The sequence below is a fragment of the Pseudomonas sp. B21-023 genome (assembly GCF_024749165.1).
GTDB lineage: Bacteria > Pseudomonadota > Gammaproteobacteria > Pseudomonadales > Pseudomonadaceae > Aquipseudomonas.
The window spans coordinates 5,545,006-5,563,540 of sequence record NZ_CP087190.1 but is presented as its reverse complement, the minus strand read 5'-3'; the positions used below and the strand labels follow the sequence as shown (position 1 = coordinate 5,563,540).

Here is an 18,535-nt window from a genome sequence, read left to right as displayed (position 1 = left end):
CCGCGATGCAATCGGACGATCCGCTCGCCAACGACCGCACCCAGTTCATGCCGCGCCCCGGTGGCCGTGGCCCGCAACCGGCCGCGCCGGGGCCTGCGCAAGCTGCGCCGCCGCCACCCCTGAACGTGCCGGCCGAACCGCTGGCGCCGGGCCAGGCGGCGGGCCTGAACCCGCTGGAGCAAGCGGCCGGTCCATTGCTGGCGCTGCTCACGCGCCTGCGCAACACCATCGCCCATCCGGCCCCGGCTAGTCTGCGTGCGCAACTGCTGGCCTACCTGCGCCAGTTCGAAGAGCGCGCCGAGGCCGCCGGGGTGCCGCGCAACGAGGTGCTGCTGGCGCGCTATGCCTTGTGCACCGCGCTCGACGAGGCGGTGCTGAGCACGCCCTGGGGCAGCGCCAGCGACTGGGGCAAGCAGAGCCTGCTGATCACCGTGCACAACGAGGCCTGGGGCGGCGAGAAGGTGTTCCAGCTGATGGAACATTGCCTGCAGAGCCCGCGTGAACGCCTGCATCTGCTGGAGTTGCTGTACCTGTGCACCAGCCTCGGCTTCGAAGGCCGCTACCGGGTGATGAACGGTGGCCGCGCCCAGCTCGAGGCCCTGCGCGAACGCACTGCGGCGACTATCCGCAGCGCCCGTGGCGAGTTCGAGCGCGAGCTGTCGCCGCACTGGCGCGGTGTCACCGTGGCCCGCGATCGCCTGGCGCAGTTCGTGCCGCCCTGGGTCGGCCTGGCGGTGGCCTTGGCGTTGTTGCTGCTGGTGCTGTTCGGCCTGCGCCTGAAGCTGGCGGCCGACGCCGAGCCTGTGTTCCGCGGCATTCATGCCCTGGGCGAGATCCCGGTGCAGGCCATGGATCGTCCGGTGGTGCAGCCCAAGCCCGTGGAGCGTCCGCGCCTGGCCGGTTTCCTTGCCGAAGACATCAAGGCCGGGCGGGTCGCCGTGCAGGACGCGGTGGACCGTTCGGTGGTGACCATTCGTGGCGACGAACTGTTCGCCTCGGCCAGCGCCAGCATCAAGGGCGACTTCGAGCCGTTGATGCTGCGCATCGCCGAAGCCGTGGCGAAAGTGAAAGGCAACGTGAAAGTCACCGGCCACAGCGACAACCAGCGCATCGCCACGCTGCGCTTCCCGTCCAACTGGGCGTTGTCCCAGGCCCGCGCCGAAGAGGTGAAGAACCTCCTCGCCGCCCGCACCGGCCAGCCCGAGCGCTTTACCGCGCAGGGCCTGAGCGACACCGAACCGCTGGCGTCGAACGACAGCGCGCAAGGCCGGGCGAAGAATCGCCGGGTTGAAATCACCGTTCTGGCGGAGGGCGTCGAGTGAAGGCGTTTTTCAGTTTTGTCATTCGCTGGGTGATTCCGCTGCTGGGCCTGCTGGCCCTGAGCCTGATCATCTGGTTCCTCGGCCCGCTGCTGGACATGCTGGTGCCGGCCGCCCCGCGCCTGGTGCTGATCGCCCTGTTGTTCGCAGTGTGGATCGCCTACCGCGTATGGCGCATCGTCCAGGCCCGGCGCCAGGCAGCCAAGGTCATGCAGAGCCTGGCCGCAGAGACCGCGCCGGACCCAGCCAGCGTGGCCACCGCCGAAGAGCTGGCGACCCTGCGCCAACGCATGGACGAAGCCCTGGTGCTGCTGAAGAAGGCACGCCTGGGCGGCGACGAGCGACGCAACCTGTATGAACTGCCGTGGTACGTGATCATCGGCCCGCCCGGATCGGGCAAGACCACTGCGTTGGTCAATTCCGGCCTGCACTTCCCGCTGGCGGCGCAGCTGGGCGAAGGCGCCATCCGTGGTGTTGGCGGGACGCGCAACTGCGACTGGTGGTTCACCGACCAGGCCGTGCTGCTGGACACCGCCGGCCGCTACACCACCCAGGACAGCCATGCCCAGGTGGACAAGGCGGCTTGGCTGGGCTTCCTTGACCTGCTCAAGAGCCAACGCTCACGCCGCCCCATCGACGGCGCGTTCATCGCCATCAGCCTGTCCGACCTGCTGCTGGGCAGTGACGCCGAGCGCGCCGCGCACGCGGCGGCGATCCGTACCCGCATCCAGGAACTGTACAGCCAGCTGGGGGTGCGCTTCCCGATCTACCTGATGCTGACCAAGCTCGACCTGGTGCCCGGGTTCATGGAGTTCTTCGACACTCTGAGCAAGGAGGAGCGCGCCCAGGTATGGGGCATGACCTTCCCGCTCGACGATGGCCAGCAGGGCGACGGGGCGCTGGCGCTGTTCGGCGGCGAGTTCGCCTTGCTGGAGCAGCGCCTGAACCAACGCCTGGTCGAGCGCCTGCAGCAGGAGCGCGATCCGGCGCGGCGCGACCTGGTCTACGGCTTCGTCCAGCAGTTCGCCGCCTTGCGCGGCAACCTGAAAACCTTCCTCGACGGTATCTTCAAACCCAACGCCTTCGAAGAGCGCGCCCTGCTGCGCGGTGTGTACTTCACCAGCGGTACCCAGGAAGGCAGCCCCATCGACCGCCTGATCGGCAGCATGGCCCAGAGCATGGGCCTGGACCGTGCCCACCTGGCGCGACAGAACGGCACCGGGCGCAGCTACTTCATCGAGAAACTGTTCAGCGCCGTGGCCTTCGCCGAGCGCGGCCTGGTCGGCAGCAACCCGAAGGTCGAGCAGCGGCGCAAGTGGATCGCCCGTGGCGCCCTGGTCCTGAGCGTGGCCCTGGTGCTGGTGGTCGGTACCCTGTGGACCCTGAGCTACCGCGCCAACCAGCAATACATCGCCGAGGTCGACAGCCGCCTCAAGCCGCTGGGCAAGAGCTTGCAGGAGCTGAGCCCGGCGCAGCGCAACGTGGTCGAGGTGCTGCCGCTGCTCAATGGCGTGCGCCGCCTGGCCGAAGATCCGCCCGGCTGGGCCGAGGGCCTGGGGTTGTACCAGGGCGACATGCTCGAAGGCGAGTCGGACAGCGTCTACCGCAAGCTGCTGATCGCCATCTTCGCCCCGCGCCTGGTCACCCGCATCGAGGAGCAGCTGTACGGCGGTGGTCCGTCCGACTACCTCTACGAGGGGCTCAAGGCCTACCTCATGCTGGCCGACGGCGAACACTACGACGCCGAGTTCATCAAGGCCTGGGTCACCCTGGACTGGGAGCGCAGCCTGCCGCGCGACCTGGCGCCGGACCTGCGCCAGGCCCTGGAGCAGCACCTGGCGGCGCTGTTCGACAAGCGTCCGCCGAACGCCCGCCTGGACCAGCGCCTGATCGACGACACCCGTCGCCAGCTGCAGCAACTGCCGGTGGCCCAACGGGTCTACGACCGGGTCAAGCGCCAGAAGCTGCCCGCCGGGGTCAGCGATTTCCGGGTCAGCGATGCCGCCGGGCGTGACGCCGCGCTGGTGTTCCGCTTCAAGGACGGCAAGCCATTGAGCGAGCCGCTGCCGGGTATCTTCACCGTCGAGGGTTACCGCAAGGCCTTCCTCGCCGCCAGCCTGGCCCACAGCGAGACCCTGGCCGAGGAGCGCTGGGTGCTGGGCCGCGAGGCCAGCGAGTCGGCCGATGCCAAGCGCCTGGCCGACGATGTGCTGCAGCTGTACTACCAGGACTACATCCGCCATTGGGATGCCTTGCTGGCCGACCTGGACTTCGTGCCGATCACCAGTGTCGGCCAGGCCGCCGATGTGCTGCGGGTGCTGTCCGGGCCGACATCGCCGATGAAGAAGCTGCTGCAGGCGGTCGCCAAGGAGACCAACCTGGCTCAGCCGACCACCCTCGACAAGGTCCAGGCCAAAGCCGAGCAGGCCGGTGTCGATCAACTGCGCCAACGCTTGGGCGGCCTGCTCGGCGATGCGCCGCTGCCCAGCGACAACCCGGCCGCCCGTGAGGTGGACCCGGTCACCGCGCACTTCGCCGAGCTGGCCGGCCTGGTGGAAACCGGCGAAGGCCAGCCTGCGGCCATCGATGGCCTGCTTACCGACCTCAACGCCCTGTACGTGCAGGTCAGCGCCATGGTCGGCGCCAGCGGCGACGCGCTGCTGGGCGAGGCCAAGAACCAGGCCCAGGCCGCGGCGCAGCGTGTTGCCCTGGGGGCCGCGCGTCAGCCGAAGGTGGTGCAGAACCTGGTGAGCTCGGTGCTTGGCTCGACCCACAACCTGGTCATGGGTGGGGTGCGCAACCAGCTCAACGCCGCCTGGACCAGCGAAGTGGTCAATGTCTACCGTCAGTCCCTCAGCGGCCGCTACCCGTTGGTGGCCGGCAGTTCGCGGGATGCGACCCTGGAAGACTTCGGCCTGTTCTTCGGCGTCGGCGGGGTCATGGACAACTACTTCCGCAAGTACCTGCAACCCTACGTCAACACGTCGAGCACGCCCTGGAGCTGGCAGCCCGGCGCGGCGCAGAAGCTGGGGATCAACAGCAACGTGCTGTACACCTTCCAGCGCGCGGCGAGCATCCGCGACGCGTTCTTCCGCAACAGCAACGGCGTGCAGCCGGGGGTGCGCTTCGAGCTCAAGCCGGTGGCGATGGACGCGACCATCACCCAGTTCCTGCTAGACCTCGACGGCCAGCAGGTGAGCTACGACCACGGCCCGAGCCGGCCGGTGGCGTTGCAGTGGCCGAACCCCAACAGCATCGGTGTGGTGCGCCTGTCGATCTCGCCACCGTCGGCCTCTGGCCGTTCGGGGCTGACCGTGGAAGGGCCGTGGGCCTGGTTCCGCCTGCTTGACCAGTCCGACCTGGTGGCCGGCGGCTCGCCGGAGCGCTTCAACCTGCGCCTGCGCGTCGACGGCGCCAGCGTGTCCTACGAGCTGCGTGCCAGCAGCGCCTTCAACCCGTTCCGCAGCCGAGTGCTCAGCGGTTTCAGCCTGCCGGAGCATCTGTGAACGACGTGGGTTTCTACGGAAAGCTGGCCTGCCGCGGCGACTTTGTCAGCCGCGGCCTGCCGCACGGTTTCATCCAGCCCTGGGACCAGTGGCTGGCGGCGGGGATCCAGGCGAGCCAGCAGGCCCTGGGCGAGCGCTGGCTCGAGGCCTATCTGGTGAGCCCCTTGTGGCGTTTCGCCCTGGCGCCGGGGCTTTGCGGGCCCGAGGGGGTGGTCGGGGTGCTGATGCCGAGCATCGACCGGGTGGGGCGGTACTTCCCGCTGACCGTGGCCCAGGTGCTGGAGCCGGGGGAGCCGCTGGCGCCTGTGGTGGCCGGGGCCGAGGAATGGTTCGAGGCGGTCGAGGAAACCTTGCTGGCGACGCTTGAGCCGGGTGCCGTCTTCGAGGCGTTCGAGGCCGCTTTGCAGCCGTTTCGCTTCGCGAGGCCGCTTGTGCAAGAACCGCGTGTGACGGTGGGCGGGTTGCAGCGGTTGGATGCGACCACGCCGCAGGGGCGCGCACTGGCCTTGGCCGAATGCGCCTGCGAAGGCATGAGCCTTTGGTGGGGCAAGGGTTCCGAACGGATCGCCCCGGGGTTGATGCGCTGCGCGGGCTTGCCGCGCAGCGAGGATTTCGCCGGTTTTCTATTGAGTAGCGAGGCGCGGATCGGATGACCGGCATGCAGTTCACAGCGGCCAGCTACAGCCATGTCGGCATGGTGCGCAAGATCAACGAGGACGCCTGCCTGGAGTTGACCTGGGCAGGCCTGTGGGCGGTGGCCGACGGCATGGGCGGCCATGCGGCGGGCGATTATGTCAGCAGCCTGGCCATGGACAGCCTGCGCAGCTTGCCGATGCTCGACTCGCTCGACGACTTCAGCGGCGAGGTGCGCGACGGCCTGGCCTGGGTCAACGGCATCGTGCGCGAGGAAACCGCGCGCCGTGGCGTGGCGATGATGGGCAGCACGGTGGTGGTGCTGGCGGCGCGTGGCGACCAGGCGATTGGCCTGTGGGCCGGCGACAGCCGCCTGTACCGCCTGCGCGACGGCCGCATCGAGCGCCTGAGCCACGACCATAGCTATGTCCAGGAGCTGCAGGACAGCGGCCTGCTCAACGAAGCCGAAGCCCGTGTGCACCCTCGCGGCAATATCGTCACCCGCGCCATCGGCGTCGAGGACCACCTCGAGCTGCAGGCCGTTGCCTTGCAGGTGCAGCCCGGCGACACCTACCTGCTGTGCAGCGACGGCCTGAACAAGACCGCCGAGGACCACGAGATCGCCGAGGTGCTCGGCCACGCCGACCCTTATGAGGTGGTGCGCAGTCTCGTACACCTGGGGCTGACCCGTGGCGCCCCCGACAACATCACCGCCGTCGTCGTGAAGGCCAGCTGAAGACACCATGGACATGCAGATTCCCGGATTCGATATCGACAGCGAGCTTGGCCAGGGCGCCATGGCCAGCGTGTACCTCGCCACCCAGCGCTCCCTGGAGCGCAAGGTGGCGCTGAAGATCATGGCGGCGAGCCTGGCCGCCGACCCGACCTTCTGCGAGCGCTTCCTGCGCGAGGGCCGAACCCTGGCGCGGCTGGCGCACCCGAACATCGCCACCATCCACGACATCGGCAACGTCGGCGAGCTGTACTACATGGCCATGGAGTACCTGCCCAGCGGCACGCTGAAGGAGCGGATCGCCGCGGGGCTGACGCCCGAGCAGGGCCTCGTCTACGTGCGCCAGATCGCCCAGGCGTTGGGTTATGCCCACGCCCAGGGCCTGGTGCACCGCGACGTCAAGCCCGCCAACATCCTGTTCCGCGCCGACGGCACCGCGGTGCTATCGGACTTCGGCATCGCCAAGTCGCTGGATGACCGCACCCAATTCACCCAGGCCGGTTTCGCCGTCGGCACGCCGAGCTACATGAGCCCTGAACAGGCACGCGGCATGGACATCGACGGGCGCGCCGACCTGTATGCACTGGGTGTGGTGCTGTACGAAATCCTCGTCGGCAAGCTGCCGTACAACGGCACCGATGCGTTGTCCACGGCGTTGGCGCACCTGACCGAGCCGTTACCGGAACTGCCCATCGAACATGGCCGCTACCAGGACATCCTGCGCGGTCTGCTGGCCAAGGATCCCAACGAGCGCTTCGCCGACGCGGCGGCGTTGCTGGCGGCGCTGGATCGCCTGACGGTCCAGGCGCCGGTCGAGGACAACGACAGCACATTGGTTCGCCCGCTGCCGATCCCGCCACCGGCCATCCCGCAGCCGGTGTCCATCAATATTCCGCAAGCCGTTGCCGCTCCCGTGAGCGAGCCTGCCCGGCGGTCCGAACCCAAGCCCGCGCCCGCTGTGAAGCCCGCCTCGAACAAGCCGGCCAAGGCCGTGCTGGCGGTGGCGATCGCGGCGGCGCTGGGGCTGGGCGGCGCGTTCTTCTGGTTGCTCGGCGGCAATGACGCGCCCGCGCCTGAAACGCCGGTGGTGCAGGCGCCCGCCGACAGCGTGGCCCCCACCGAACCCAAAGTCACACCGGTGGCCGCCTCGGACGACGGTCGTCCACTGCTGATGCCCGGCAAGAAGACCCTGTTCCAGCGTGTGCTGACCAAGCCTGATGCCCAGCTGGTGACCCAGCCTGGCGATGCCTCGGGCGAGACACTGCCAGCTTTCTCCGTGCTCTATGTCTACCAGCGCAAGGACGTCGGCGGCCAGGCCTGGGTCCAGGTCGGCGCCGCCAGCGACGGCCAGCGCGAGGGTTGGCTGCTGGCGGCGCAGACCAGCGACTGGAAACAGAGCCTGGTGCTGAAGTTCACCGAACGCTCGGGCCGCTCACCGGTGATGTTCATGCGCCAGGTGGACGATGTGCAGCATCTGCTCGACGACACCCCGCTGGCTCGCGACAGCCTGCTCAAGGCGCAGAACAACCCCGACCAGGTGCCCCAGGTCATGGCCCTGGAACCGGCGGCCAGCGCCGTGCCGCAGAACCAGTTCTACCTGATGCCGATCTTCGACTACCGCGAAAGCTTCGACGCCGGCGGCCAGCCGGTGCAACTGCTCAACATCGCCTCCATCGACCCCGGTGCCAGCGCCCGCGACAGCGCGCCCAAGGCGGCCGGCGTCGCGGCGGTCGGCGACAACAGCTTCCGTACCGGCATCGTCCTGGTGGTGGACACCTCGGTGTCCATGCAGCCGTACATCGATCGGGTGCGCCAGGTGGTCAGCGAGCTGCAACAGCAACTGGCGGCCCGTGGCGAGCTGGACAGCGTCAGCTTCGGCTTGGTCGGCTTTCGCAACAGCGTCAAGCGCACCCCGGGCCTGGAGTACCTGAGCAAGACCTTGGTCAGCCTGGAGCAGGGCCGCGATCCGGCGCGTTTCCTCAAGGCCGCCTCGCAGGTCAAGGCCACCAGCGTCTCCAGCCACTCGTTCAACGAGGACGCCTTCGCCGGCGTGATGCAGGCGGTCGAGGGCATGGACTGGTCCGGCTACGGCGGGCGCCTGATCCTGCTGGTCAGCGATGCCGGCGCGCTGCGCAAGAACGACCCGTTCAGCAGCACCCAGATGAACGAAGCCGAAGTGCGCCAGGCCGCCCTGAGCAAGCAGATCAAGATCTACGCCCTGCACCTGCGCACCCCCGCCGGGCTCAAGAACCACGGCGCGGCCGAGACCCAGTACCGTGTGCTCACCGCCGACAGCAACCCGCAGATCGGCGACCTCTACGTCAGCGTGCCGGGCGGTGAAGTCGGTGCCTTCGGCGACCGCGTGCGCGAGATCGGCTCGACCTTTGCCGACCTGGTGCACCAGGTGCGCAACCAGCAACCGCAACCCGTGCCGCTGCTGACCTCGGCCTCGAGCCTGGCGGCCAAGTCGCAGGCCATCGGCTACGCCATGCACATGGACTTCCTTGGCCGCCACGGCGCCAGCCAGGCGCCGCAACTGGTCAGCGCCTGGACCGCCGACCGCGACCTGACCAACCCGGCGCTGCCGACCCTGCAGGTGTGCGTGATGCTGACCAAGCTGCAGCTCAACGACCTGCAGCAGTCGCTCAAGCTGATCGTCGATGCCGCGCGCAAGACCCGCAGCTCGCCAGGCGACTTCTTCAACGAGATCGCCAGCGCCAGTGCCTACATGAGCCGCGACCCCGGCGCGTTGCGCAAGGGCGCCAACCTGGCCCAGGGCGGTGTGCTCGGCGAATACCTCGACGGCCTGCCGTACCGCAGCAAGTCCCTGAGCATGACCCAGGACCTGTGGCTGTCGCTGTCGGTGGCCGAGCAGGAAGACTTCATCGACGAACTGGACTCGAAGATCCGCCTGTACGAGACCTTCCACAACGACATGGCCAACTGGGTGCGCTTCGGCAAGGCCGAACCGGGCGACGCCCTGTACCGTGTCCCGCTGTCGACGCTGCCGTGATGATCCGCCTGGACGGAGTGCGCAAGACACGCGGGCAGGGTGCCCAGCGCTACAGCCTGCAGATCGACCGGCTGCACCTGGCCGTGGGCGAGCGGGTGGCGCTGGTCGGCCCCAGCGGCTGCGGCAAGAGCACCTTGCTCGACCTGCTGGCGCTGGTGCTGGCGCCGGATGCGGCAGAGGGCTTCGTCCTCGGCGACGAGGATGTCGCCGGGCTGTGGCGCGGCCGGCAGCTCGACCGTTTGGCCAACTGGCGCAGCCGCCACCTCGGCTACGTGCTGCAGGCGGGGGGGCTGCTGGGTTTTCTCGATGTGCGCGGCAACATCTCTCTGCCGCGCCAGTTGCTGGGGCTCGGCGATGACGGCAGTGTCGAGCGCCTGGCCGAAGCGCTGGATGTACACGACCAGCTGGGCAAGAAACCCGCCACCCTGTCTCTCGGCCAGCGCCAGCGGGTCAGCTGTGCCCGTGCCCTGGCCCATGCCCCGACGCTGCTTCTGGCTGATGAACCGACCGCCTCGCTCGACCCGGTCAACGCCGAGCGGGTGATGCAGCTGTTGCTGTGCGAGGCCGAAGCGCGGCAGGTGACCTGTGTGGTCGCCACCCACGACGAGGCCCTGGCCCGCCACGCCGGGTTGACAGTGCTGCGCATGGCCTGCCGGCGCGAAGCCGATGGCGGCGTCACGGCGTGCCTGGAGCGGGCGGCCTGATGCGCCCGCTGCTGATCGCCGGGCTGGCCTGGCAGGACTACCGCAACGATGCGCGGCTGTCGGCGTGCGCCGTGCTCGCGCTGGTGGCGGTGATCGCGCCGCTGCTGGTGCTGTTCGGCCTCAAGTTCGGCCTGGTCGGCAGCCTGACCGAGCGCCTGCAGCGCGATCCTGGTGTGCGCGAGATCATCCCGCTGGGCGGTGGGCGCTTGCGTGCCGAATTCATCGCGGAACTGGCCCAGCACCCACGAGTGGCCTTCGCCATCCCGCGGACCCGGCAGATCGCTGCCACCGCCGAGCTGTTGCTGCCGGCTCATGGACGTGGCCTGACGGTCGAGATGCTGCCCACTGCCGAGGGCGATCCCTTGCTGGCGCAGGTCGCGCCCCCGGACGGTCTGCAACAGGTGGTGCTGAGCTTTACCGCTGCGGAAAAACTCGGTGCCAAGGCTGGGGACGAACTGCAGGCCAGCTTCAGTCGCCAGCAGGCCGGGCAGATGCAATGGCGACGCACAAGCCTGCAGGTCAGCAGCGTGCTGCCCTTGGCGGCGTTCGAGCGCGATGGCCTGTTTGCCTCGCTGCAACTGCTCGAAGCCGTCGAGGATTACCGCGATGGCCGCGCCGTGGCTGCGCTGGGCTGGCAGGGGGAGGCGCAAGGCAGCGGGGCACAGCGGGTGTACCCGGCCTTCCGCCTGTATGCCCGCGAACTGAGCGATGTCGAGCCGCTGCGCCAGTTTTTCGCCGAACGCAAGCTGCTGGTCTCGACCCAGGCCGCGCAGATCGCCCAGGTGCAATCGCTCAGCCGCAATCTTGACCTGGTGTTCTGGATCATCGCCAGCCTGGCTGTGGCCGGCGCCGTAGCGGCCATCGCCGCAGGCGCAGTGGCGGCGGTCGAGCGCAAGCAGCGTGAGCTGGCAGTGCTGCGTCTGCTGGGCTTCGGCACTGCTGCGCTGCTGCTGTTCGTGGTGCTCCAGGCACTCTACAGCGGGCTGCTGGCCGCCGCCGTGGCAGGGCTGTTGTACCTGCTCGCCGAACACGGCCTGAACCGACTTTTCATGCAGGTACCCGGCGAGTTCGCCAGCCACCTGCTGCCCATGCACTACCTCGTTGCGTTGTGTGCCGTGCTGCTGGCCAGCACCGCCGCCGCCGCCCTGGGCGGCTGGCGGGTGGCGCGCATCGAGGCTTGCCAAGGAATACGTGATGTCTGATCGCCGCCTCGGGGCTGCCGCCCTGCTCCTGACCGCTTTGAGCCTGGGCGCCTGTTCCCCGGCCGATGGCGACGACAAGGCCAAGCCAGTTGCCCAGGCGCAGCCGGGGACTGAAAGCAAGTTCGACAACCCCAAGCCGTTGCCGGGCGATGTCAGCCTGCCGCTGCCCTGTGGCGGTGAGCTGGTGCTGCGCAGTGTCTATGTGCTGGCCCAGGGCAGCCTCGACGACCGCGAGGTCAACCTCGGCTACCCGTTCAGCGAAGGCGAGGCCGGCTACAAGCAGTCGTTCATCTCCGGTTACCGGCGCGACTTCATCAACGGCCAGTTCAGCCTGCAGGACCTGGCGCCACAGTGGCAGAAGGCCGTCGGCCCGAGCTTGCCCAAGGTCGAGAAAGGCAGCCCGCTCACGCCGATGATGTACTTCATCGGCAAGTACGAAGTGACCGCCCGCCAATACGCCCAGGTGATGGCCCAGGCGCCGTCGCTGGCCGGCGGCGACGCGGCACCGGCCTGCGAGGCGAACAACGACGCGGCGGGGCGCCTGCCCAAGGTAAAACTGTCGCGCTTCGAGGCCGAACGCTTCGCCGCCGTCTACAGCGCCTGGCTGATGAAGCACCACCGCGACCTGCTGCCGGTCAGCGGCCGAGGCAGCAAGGCCGAGGATGGTGGCGTGGGCTTCGTGCGCCTGCCCACCGAGGTGGAATGGGAGTTCGCCGCCCGTGGCGGTTCGGCGGTCAGCCGCCAGGAGCTGGAAGGGCGGTTGTTCCCGCGCAAGGTCGAAGGCGCCGACAGCGAAGGGCCGCTGGGCGACTTCGCGGTGTTCAACCAGGTCGCCGGTGGTACCGGGCAGGCGGCGCGGCTGATGCCGATCGGCACCAAACAACCCAATCCGCTGGGCTTGTTCGACGTGATCGGCAACGCCGCCGAGATGGTCCAGGAGTCGTTCCAGCTGGTCAACGCCGGGCGCCTGCAGGGCGCCTACGGCGGCTTCGTGGTCAAGGGCGGCAACTACCTAGAAGGCGAGGGTACCTTGTTCACCGGCATGCGCCGCGAGTACCCGCTGTTCGGCGCCGACGGCACCGAGCAGCGCAACGAGACCACTGGTTTCCGCGTGGCCATCGGCGCCTTGTCGGCGCCGCGCTCGCGTTACCAGGAGCTGTTCGAGCAGTGGCAGAAGGAAGGTCGCCTGGCCGGCCTGACCGACGACATCGACGCCGCCCAGGACCCGACCAAGCGCCTGGACAGCATCATCGCCGCCGCCACCGACCCGCGCCAGCAGGCTGAGCTGGGGCTGGTCAACGAAGAGCTCAAGCGCAACGTGTCGTTGATCGCCCGCCAGCGCGAGGAAGCGGCCGGCAACCTGATCCAGTCCGCCGCCCTGGTGGCCGAGACCGTCAACAACTACAACATCCGCCTGACCAACCTGCAGAACACCCAGGCCAAGGCCGAGTCTGCCGGTGACCAGACCAGCGCGCGCATGTACGGCGCCGCCATCGCCAATGGTCGCGCCGCCCTCGACGGCGCCGTGGCGATCTACATCGACAACCTGGCCAGCGGCACGCGCTACACCGACGCGGTGATCCAGGCGCAGTTCCAGCGGGTCAAGGAAGAGCTCAATCGCAAGCCGGTGCTGGGCAACAGCCTGGTCACCCGCGCCACCCTGTTCGTCCGCCACGTCGGGGAGTACCGCCAGAACCGGCGGGCCGATCCGGCGACGATCCTCAAGGAGCTGCTGGCATCGGCCGCCCCGCGACCCTAAGGACAGCTTCGACAGAAAGGACTCCCGGGTGGCACGAAGCCCCCGGTCACCCAGAAACCCAAGAAGAGAAACCAGACCATGTTCACCCGCAAACCCCTGATCACCGCATCCCAGGCCCGTACCGCACTGCTGCTGGCAGCCGGTTTCAGCACCGTGCTGTTGAGCGGTTGCGCCAGCTCGCCGGCGTCCAAGGTTGGCGCCACGACCAAGGTCGAGTACTACCCCAACTGCTACGAGCCGGTGCAGCACCTGCGCTCCACCGACGGTGACATGACCCGCTCGGTCGCCACCGGCGCGCTGCTCGGCGCGGTCGGCGGTGCCCTCACCGGTGCCCTGGTCGACAAGGAAAACCGCGGCCGCAATGCCGCCATCGGTGCCGCTGGCGGCGCGTTGGTTGGCGGCGCGGCCGGTTACTACACCGAGCGCCAGAAACAGATCAGCGACGACAAGCAGCGCATCGCCTCGTACGCCACCGACATCGACAAGAGCGCGGCCGACATGGACCGCACCACGGCCTACGCCAAGTCGTCGCAGAGCTGCTACCAGCGCGAGTTCGCCAGCCTGATCCAGAACCGCAAGGCTGGCCGCATCAACGACACCGAGGGCCGCAAGCGCCTGGCCGAGATCGTCGCCGGCCTGCAGGAGTCGAACAACCTGCTGACCACCGTGAACGGTCGTTTGGGTGAGAACCTCAACAACTACACCCAGGCCTACGAGCAGGACCTCAAGCAGGTGGGCGTGCAGCGCACCGAAGTGGTCGCCGTGGCCGAGCCGCCGAAGGTGGCGACCACCGGCAAGAAGAAGGATGTGAAGAAGGTCCAGCCGGCCAAGACCAACACCAAGGTGCCACAGGAAGCGGTGGCCACCGAGAAGACCCTGCAGAACGCCAACGGCAAGAAAGCCGAGGCCCAGCAGGTGGCCAAGGCGGGCGCCGACCAGGTCAACGCCATGTGCCGCAACCCGGACATGGGTGACTGGGCGCCGGTGCCGTGCCCGAACGTGTGATACCGCAGCAGGGGGCGCTTTGCGCCCCATTCGCTGCGGTTCGTCGCCACGACAAGCCTCAGTGAATGGGCTGCGAAGTAGCCCCGAGGACACCGAGCATTGTGTAAGGAAAACGATTCGTGACAGACCTGCTCTCCAATTCCCTGGGCAGCACTTCGCAATTCATGGCGCGCCAGCGCATGCAGGGCCGCATCGATCAGCAGAAGCTGTTCAAGGCCATCGACGCCGACCCCGGCATCGTCGGCGCGGGTGTCGTGTACATCGATGCCGATTACAACGTCATCACCCTGCGCGAGTTCCAGCCTATCTGCAGCATCAAGCCCAAGCGCATCATTCTGCGCGAGGCGCCTCGCTACACCTCTCCCGAGCAGTTCATGAACCAGTTGCAGACCAACCCACGCGAAGCTCGGGTGGTGAAGGAAGCAGTCAACACCACATTGTCCTGCGCCGGCGCCGTGCTGGGCTGGATCGTCATGTTCAGCGGCACCATCGCCGTGCCGTTTTCCGGCGGAGCCAGCCTGGCGTTGACTGTCGCAGGGTATGCCGCGGCAACCGCCAGTACCGCGCAATGCGGGATCGGCCTGGTGCGGACCGCTTTCGAGGCAACCGACCCTTCGCTCAATGACGCGCTGGACCAAGAGGCGTGGTACCAGGCGGCCACTCCCGTGCTCGATGCCGTGTCGCTGATGGGTGTGGGGGCTTCAGGGCTTACGACGCTGAAGTTTCTCCAGGTGCGCAAGGCGGCGACCGGCAACAGCTGGTATCAGCTGACCCGTTCGCTGAGTCGACAGCAACGCAAGGCACTCACCACGGAATTGCTGATGATCAAGCATCCGACCCTGACGGCCAAGCAGTTGAAGCTCCGGCAAAGTGCGGGTGAGCTGGTCAAACGCTTCACGCCTACGCAGATCAGTCATTCCACGCAGACGCTGATCAAGGACTCACTGGGTGGCTTCATCGGCCTGGCCGGCAGCGGTACGGTACAGGGGATGGCCGTCGGGCTTTACGAGGAAATCACCGAATGACACGGCATCCTGAGCTGAAGGGTTTTCTCCAGCGTTACTTCGGCGTGTTCATCGGTGCCTATTTTTCGTCGATCATCGCCGTGGCCTGGACTTTTGCATTGGTGTGGAGCACCTATTGCCGAAGCTGCTCGAAGGACGGGGTACTTCCCTGGAGCCTGCTGGCGACATTGACAGTCTTCATGCTGGGACACGGCGCCGTGGTTCGCGGGCGCGCCTGGGGCGCGTGGTTGGTGGCAGGGCTGTGCGTGGTATGCATGGTGCTCACGCTGGCGACCTATGGGCATCGTCCCAACCTGTTCATCTACACCAGCAGCCTGTTGGCTGCCTTGGTGACCTTGCTGTTGCTCAATTGCCAACGATACCGGGAGATGCGTATCCGCCTGGCGGAGTATCGGGCGAAGAGACGCCTGGCGCGACAGGCGCGCCGATGAGCTCGGGTAGCTCGGCACGGTTCATGGCCCGTTACTTTCCTGTCTTTTTGCTGGGCATCTTCATGTCGATCCTTCCGGTGGCCCTGACGGCGACGCTTTGGTTCGACAGCTACTGGCGTAACCATCCGGACAACCCTTTCTACTCCGTGATGGTCACCGGTGGGCTGGTAGTGCTGTTGTGCCTGGGTCATATCGCGATGATTCGCGGGCTGAATGGGGCTCTGGTGATGATACTGCCGGTGCTGGCGGTTGCCTTGCTGATGGCGTTGAGCTTGATCGGGAGCAGTCTGCATACAGTGTTGCAGCTCGCGGCGCTGGTGCTGCCATTACTGGCAATGCTGGTCTTCAACAGCCAGCGACATCGGGAGATGCGCTGGCTATTGGTGGAACTGCGCAAGATGCGGCGCTAGCCCGCTTCTACAGATCCGTCGCAAGGGCGTCGATTTGCTCCTGCCGCTCGGCCTGGTTGACCCGTGCCCCGGGATTGAGCGTGGACCACTGTGGATGCGCCCGCGCCCTGCGCAAGGCCTCGGGCAGCTTGCCTTCGCGCCAGCCTTTGTCCTCTGGCGCCGCGAGGCGGATGCTGTCCTGCGCCGCGTGCCCGCGTGCCTCCAGGGCCAGTATCAACTGTTGCTGACGCAGCGCCAGCAGGCGCAGCACGGCGTCATCCACCGTCAGCTCGCGCTGGCCCTTGAGCTTGCCCATCAGGCGCGAGCCATAGTTGCGCGCGGTCTGCAGCGCGCCGCCGGCAATGGCCCCGGCGAGCGCGGCGGCGCCCAGGGTCAGGCCGCCAACCAGCAAGTCGACGCCGGCACCTGCCGCCGCGCCCGCCGCCACGCCGCTGCCCAGGCGCACACCGAGCAGCTTCAGGGTCTCCGGATTGAACAGGTCGTCGCCCCAGCGCCCATCGAGCAACGGCAAGTCGCCGGCATTGGCGTCCTCGCGACGGAACGCATACAGCTTGAGCAGCGCCTCGACACAGCGTTGCTCGCGCTGGCGCACCGCCTGGCGCAGGGTTTCGATGGCCTGCGCCTCGGCGGCGGGCTCGGCCTCTACGCTGCGCCGGCAGGCAGCGCAGTCGAGCAGCAGCTCGGCGACCAAACGCTTGCCGCTGTGGCGACGGGCTTCGCGCTGGGCCTGCTGGTCATCGATCAGCCGTTGCAGGGCAGGGCGGGCCTCTTCCAGCAGCAGCGCCAGGCTTTCGTAGAGGCGGCGCTCGCCATCCTCGGGCGGGGCCACGCTGTCGAAACGCACCAGCGCATGCAGGCCCAGGCGCGCCAAGGCCTCGCGCCATTCGGGCTCGCGGTGCTGGTTGCTGGCAACGAAGTTGAGCACCGGCAACAGCGGCTTGCCGCAGCTGGCCAGCACCTCAAGCTCGTCGCGGTACTTGGCCAGCACCGGTTCGCGGGCGTCGATCACATACAGACCGGCATGGCTCGCCAGCAGCTGGCGCAGCACCTTGGCTTCCTGCTCGAAACGCTGGCGCGCCTCGCTGCCCTGGAGGAAACGCTCAAGGCGAGCGGGGCCGTCCAGGCGCTCGCCCGGGCGTTCGAGGCGCTCCAGGTAGTCGAGCAGGGCAATGGCGTCCTCCAGGCCGGGGGTGTCGTAGAGCTCGAGCAACGGTTCGCCGTCCACCGACAGGCGGGCGCCTTCGACATGGCGGGTGGTGCTGGGGCGGTGCGAGACCTCGCCGAAGCCGACGTCGCGGGTGAGGGTGCGCAGCAGCGAGGTCTTGCCGACGTTGGTGTGGCCGACCACGGCCAGTTTCAGCGGCTCAGTCATGGCCATGCTCCAGCCAGGTCAGGGGCGAGGTGTCGGCATGGGGCAGGCCCAGGCGGTCGAGGGCCTCGTGCCAGTCGCCCAGGCGTGCCGCGTCCAGGGCCTGGCCGGGCTGCGCCTGCAGCAGCCAGATACGCGTGGCGCCGGCGTTGCGCGCCAGCTCAGCGAGCAAGGCCAGGCTGCCACGGTCGGGTGAGCGGCGAGGATCGCAGGCAATGGCCAGGCGCGCCGGGGGGAAACGGCTGAGTTGCTCGAGCAGCTTGTTGCGCGACTCGCGGCTGTCGAGCACGCCCGCATGGGTGACCGAACGAGGCAGTGCGGGTGGCCAGGGGCGCTGGTCGTCCAGCTCCAGGCCGACCAGCAGGGCACCGCCACCGTCGCGTTCCAGTTGGCCGGCCTCGAAGCGGGGCAGGGTGTCGGGGGCTGCATCCTGCACGCCGAGGCGTTCGCTGCGCGGCATCAGGGCTTCGCGCAGTTGCGCGTAGCCTGGCAGGTTGAGGTCCAGCGCCAGGCGCTCGCGGCCCTGGCGCCAGCGCCACAGGCACAGCGCGGCCAGCAGCATGCGGGGCAGCAGGCCATAGACCAGCACCACGCCGAGCAGCCAGCTGGCCCAGGCCTGGCGCGCCAGATCGAGTGCAGGCAGGGTGTCGCCGCTGGCGCGAATCATCGCCTCGTCGGGGACGGCGAAACCGAGCAGCGAGGGCAGGGCGCCAAGGGCCTGGGTCAGCGTGATGAAAGGTTCGGCGGCAAGCAGCGTGGTTTCCCAGACGAAGCCGTAGCGTCGCGTCGCCAGCAGCGCCAGGAGCATGCCCAGCGCCGCGAGCATTGCCAGCGACCACAGGCCATGCACCAGCAGGCCGAGCAGCCAGCGGTTCAGGCGCTGGCGCTGCAACAGCACCAGCAGCGCGGGAGCCAGTTGCGCGGCCTTGGCGTCACGGGCAAAACGCTCGCTTAGCCACAGCCACAGGCGGCCCAGCGCCGCGCCATGCTCACCGGCGAAGAAGAAACCCACGGCCCAGCCAAGCAGCAGCACGAGATTCAGCCCGAGCAGGCTGCCCAGGGCCCAGAACACGTTCACCGGCCGCTGGCCGTCGCCCAGGGCCGCCAGCCCCAGGCCGGCGCCACTGAACAGAGCCAGGACCATCAAGCTCAGCAATGCCAGCCGTGCGCCCTGCTTCCAGTGGCGCAGCGCCGCGTCCATGCCGTCGCGCTCGGCCAGCCACAGGGCGCGGGCCTCGATGCGTGTGGCCAGGTCGCCGCCCTGCTGGCGGGCGCGGCGGTTGGCCTCCTGGTCCTCCAGGGGACCGGCGTGTTCCTCGCGCAGGCGTACCGCTTCGGTGAGCCAGCGCTTGTCGAGTGGAGTGGGTGCAGTCACAAGCTCTTCCATTGCACAGGTCTGGCCGCAAGCATAACCCACGCGCCCGGT

The 18,535-nt window shown here is 68.2% G+C and carries 14 protein-coding genes; 12 read left to right on the top strand and 2 right to left on the bottom strand.

Features of this window, described 5'->3' with window-relative positions; translation table 11 throughout:
- Positions 1-5: 5 nt before the first annotated feature.
- The 12 genes from LOY42_RS25110 (at position 6) to LOY42_RS25055 (ending at position 15,740) form a co-directional block, all read left to right on the top strand.
- Positions 6-1,322 (top strand): DotU family type VI secretion system protein, encoded by a 1,317-nt coding sequence (locus LOY42_RS25110; RefSeq protein ID WP_038707182.1) that lies wholly within the window; start codon positions 6-8, stop codon positions 1,320-1,322.
- The gene (gene tssM, locus LOY42_RS25105; protein ID WP_258599619.1) at positions 1,319-4,825 is read left to right on the top strand and encodes a type VI secretion system membrane subunit TssM; all 3,507 of its coding nucleotides are present in this window, start codon (positions 1,319-1,321) and stop codon (positions 4,823-4,825) included. Before LOY42_RS25110 ends, tssM begins: the two co-directional genes overlap by 4 nt.
- On the top strand, positions 4,822-5,478 hold the full coding sequence (gene tagF / locus LOY42_RS25100; protein ID WP_258599618.1) for a type VI secretion system-associated protein TagF: 657 nt from the start codon (positions 4,822-4,824) through the stop codon (positions 5,476-5,478). Before tssM ends, tagF begins: the two co-directional genes overlap by 4 nt.
- Positions 5,475-6,194: a PP2C family serine/threonine-protein phosphatase gene (locus tag LOY42_RS25095; protein WP_139667913.1), complete on the top strand. Its 720-nt coding sequence runs from the start codon at positions 5,475-5,477 to the stop codon at positions 6,192-6,194. Before tagF ends, LOY42_RS25095 begins: the two co-directional genes overlap by 4 nt.
- 7 nt (positions 6,195-6,201) lie before the next feature.
- Positions 6,202-9,204, top strand: a complete 3,003-nt coding sequence (locus LOY42_RS25090) for a serine/threonine-protein kinase (protein WP_258599617.1) — start codon at positions 6,202-6,204, stop codon at positions 9,202-9,204.
- The gene (locus tag LOY42_RS25085) at positions 9,204-9,908 is read left to right on the top strand and encodes an ABC transporter ATP-binding protein (protein ID WP_139668107.1); all 705 of its coding nucleotides are present in this window, start codon (positions 9,204-9,206) and stop codon (positions 9,906-9,908) included. Before LOY42_RS25090 ends, LOY42_RS25085 begins: the two co-directional genes overlap by 1 nt.
- Positions 9,908-11,110: an FtsX-like permease family protein gene (locus LOY42_RS25080; RefSeq protein ID WP_110700246.1), complete on the top strand. Its 1,203-nt coding sequence runs from the start codon at positions 9,908-9,910 to the stop codon at positions 11,108-11,110. The genes LOY42_RS25085 and LOY42_RS25080 overlap by 1 nt, the downstream gene beginning before the upstream one ends.
- On the top strand, positions 11,103-12,869 hold the full coding sequence (locus LOY42_RS25075) for an SUMF1/EgtB/PvdO family nonheme iron enzyme (protein ID WP_139667917.1): 1,767 nt from the start codon (positions 11,103-11,105) through the stop codon (positions 12,867-12,869). Before LOY42_RS25080 ends, LOY42_RS25075 begins: the two co-directional genes overlap by 8 nt.
- Positions 12,870-12,947: 78 nt before the next feature.
- Positions 12,948-13,874, top strand: a complete 927-nt coding sequence (gene tagQ / locus LOY42_RS25070; RefSeq protein WP_102681842.1) for a type VI secretion system-associated lipoprotein TagQ — start codon at positions 12,948-12,950, stop codon at positions 13,872-13,874.
- A 164-nt stretch (positions 13,875-14,038) separates the two neighbouring features.
- On the top strand, positions 14,039-14,899 hold the full coding sequence (locus LOY42_RS25065; RefSeq protein WP_052062269.1) for a hypothetical protein: 861 nt from the start codon (positions 14,039-14,041) through the stop codon (positions 14,897-14,899).
- Positions 14,896-15,330, top strand: a complete 435-nt coding sequence (locus tag LOY42_RS25060) for a hypothetical protein (RefSeq protein ID WP_139667919.1) — start codon at positions 14,896-14,898, stop codon at positions 15,328-15,330. Before LOY42_RS25065 ends, LOY42_RS25060 begins: the two co-directional genes overlap by 4 nt.
- Before the next feature lie 23 nt (positions 15,331-15,353).
- Positions 15,354-15,740, top strand: a complete 387-nt coding sequence (locus LOY42_RS25055; RefSeq protein WP_139667921.1) for a hypothetical protein — start codon at positions 15,354-15,356, stop codon at positions 15,738-15,740.
- A gap of 7 nt (positions 15,741-15,747) precedes the next feature.
- Here LOY42_RS25055 and LOY42_RS25050 read toward each other — a convergent pair whose 3' ends face one another.
- Both LOY42_RS25050 and LOY42_RS25045 read right to left on the bottom strand, forming a co-directional pair.
- Positions 15,748-17,112, bottom strand: a complete 1,365-nt coding sequence (locus tag LOY42_RS25050) for a GTPase/DUF3482 domain-containing protein (RefSeq protein ID WP_139667923.1) — start codon at positions 17,110-17,112, stop codon at positions 15,748-15,750.
- The gene (locus LOY42_RS25045; RefSeq protein WP_111532513.1) at positions 17,105-18,496 is read right to left on the bottom strand and encodes a DUF2868 domain-containing protein; all 1,392 of its coding nucleotides are present in this window, start codon (positions 18,494-18,496) and stop codon (positions 17,105-17,107) included. The genes LOY42_RS25050 and LOY42_RS25045 overlap by 8 nt, the downstream gene beginning before the upstream one ends.
- Positions 18,497-18,535: the final 39 nt, after the last annotated feature.

Coding starts and splice junctions, on each gene's coding strand:
- LOY42_RS25110 (WP_038707182.1), top strand. CDS start 6: ATGCAATCGGACGATCCGCTCGCCAACGACCGCACCCAGTTCATGCCG.
- LOY42_RS25095 (WP_139667913.1), top strand. CDS start 5,475: ATGACCGGCATGCAGTTCACAGCGGCCAGCTACAGCCATGTCGGCATG.
- LOY42_RS25090 (WP_258599617.1), top strand. CDS start 6,202: ATGGACATGCAGATTCCCGGATTCGATATCGACAGCGAGCTTGGCCAG.
- LOY42_RS25085 (WP_139668107.1), top strand. CDS start 9,204: ATGATCCGCCTGGACGGAGTGCGCAAGACACGCGGGCAGGGTGCCCAG.
- LOY42_RS25080 (WP_110700246.1), top strand. CDS start 9,908: ATGCGCCCGCTGCTGATCGCCGGGCTGGCCTGGCAGGACTACCGCAAC.
- LOY42_RS25075 (WP_139667917.1), top strand. CDS start 11,103: ATGTCTGATCGCCGCCTCGGGGCTGCCGCCCTGCTCCTGACCGCTTTG.
- tagQ (WP_102681842.1), top strand. CDS start 12,948: ATGTTCACCCGCAAACCCCTGATCACCGCATCCCAGGCCCGTACCGCA.
- LOY42_RS25065 (WP_052062269.1), top strand. CDS start 14,039: ATGGCGCGCCAGCGCATGCAGGGCCGCATCGATCAGCAGAAGCTGTTC.
- LOY42_RS25060 (WP_139667919.1), top strand. CDS start 14,896: ATGACACGGCATCCTGAGCTGAAGGGTTTTCTCCAGCGTTACTTCGGC.
- LOY42_RS25055 (WP_139667921.1), top strand. CDS start 15,354: ATGGCCCGTTACTTTCCTGTCTTTTTGCTGGGCATCTTCATGTCGATC.
- LOY42_RS25050 (WP_139667923.1), bottom strand. CDS start 17,112: ATGACTGAGCCGCTGAAACTGGCCGTGGTCGGCCACACCAACGTCGGC.
- LOY42_RS25045 (WP_111532513.1), bottom strand. CDS start 18,496: ATGGAAGAGCTTGTGACTGCACCCACTCCACTCGACAAGCGCTGGCTC.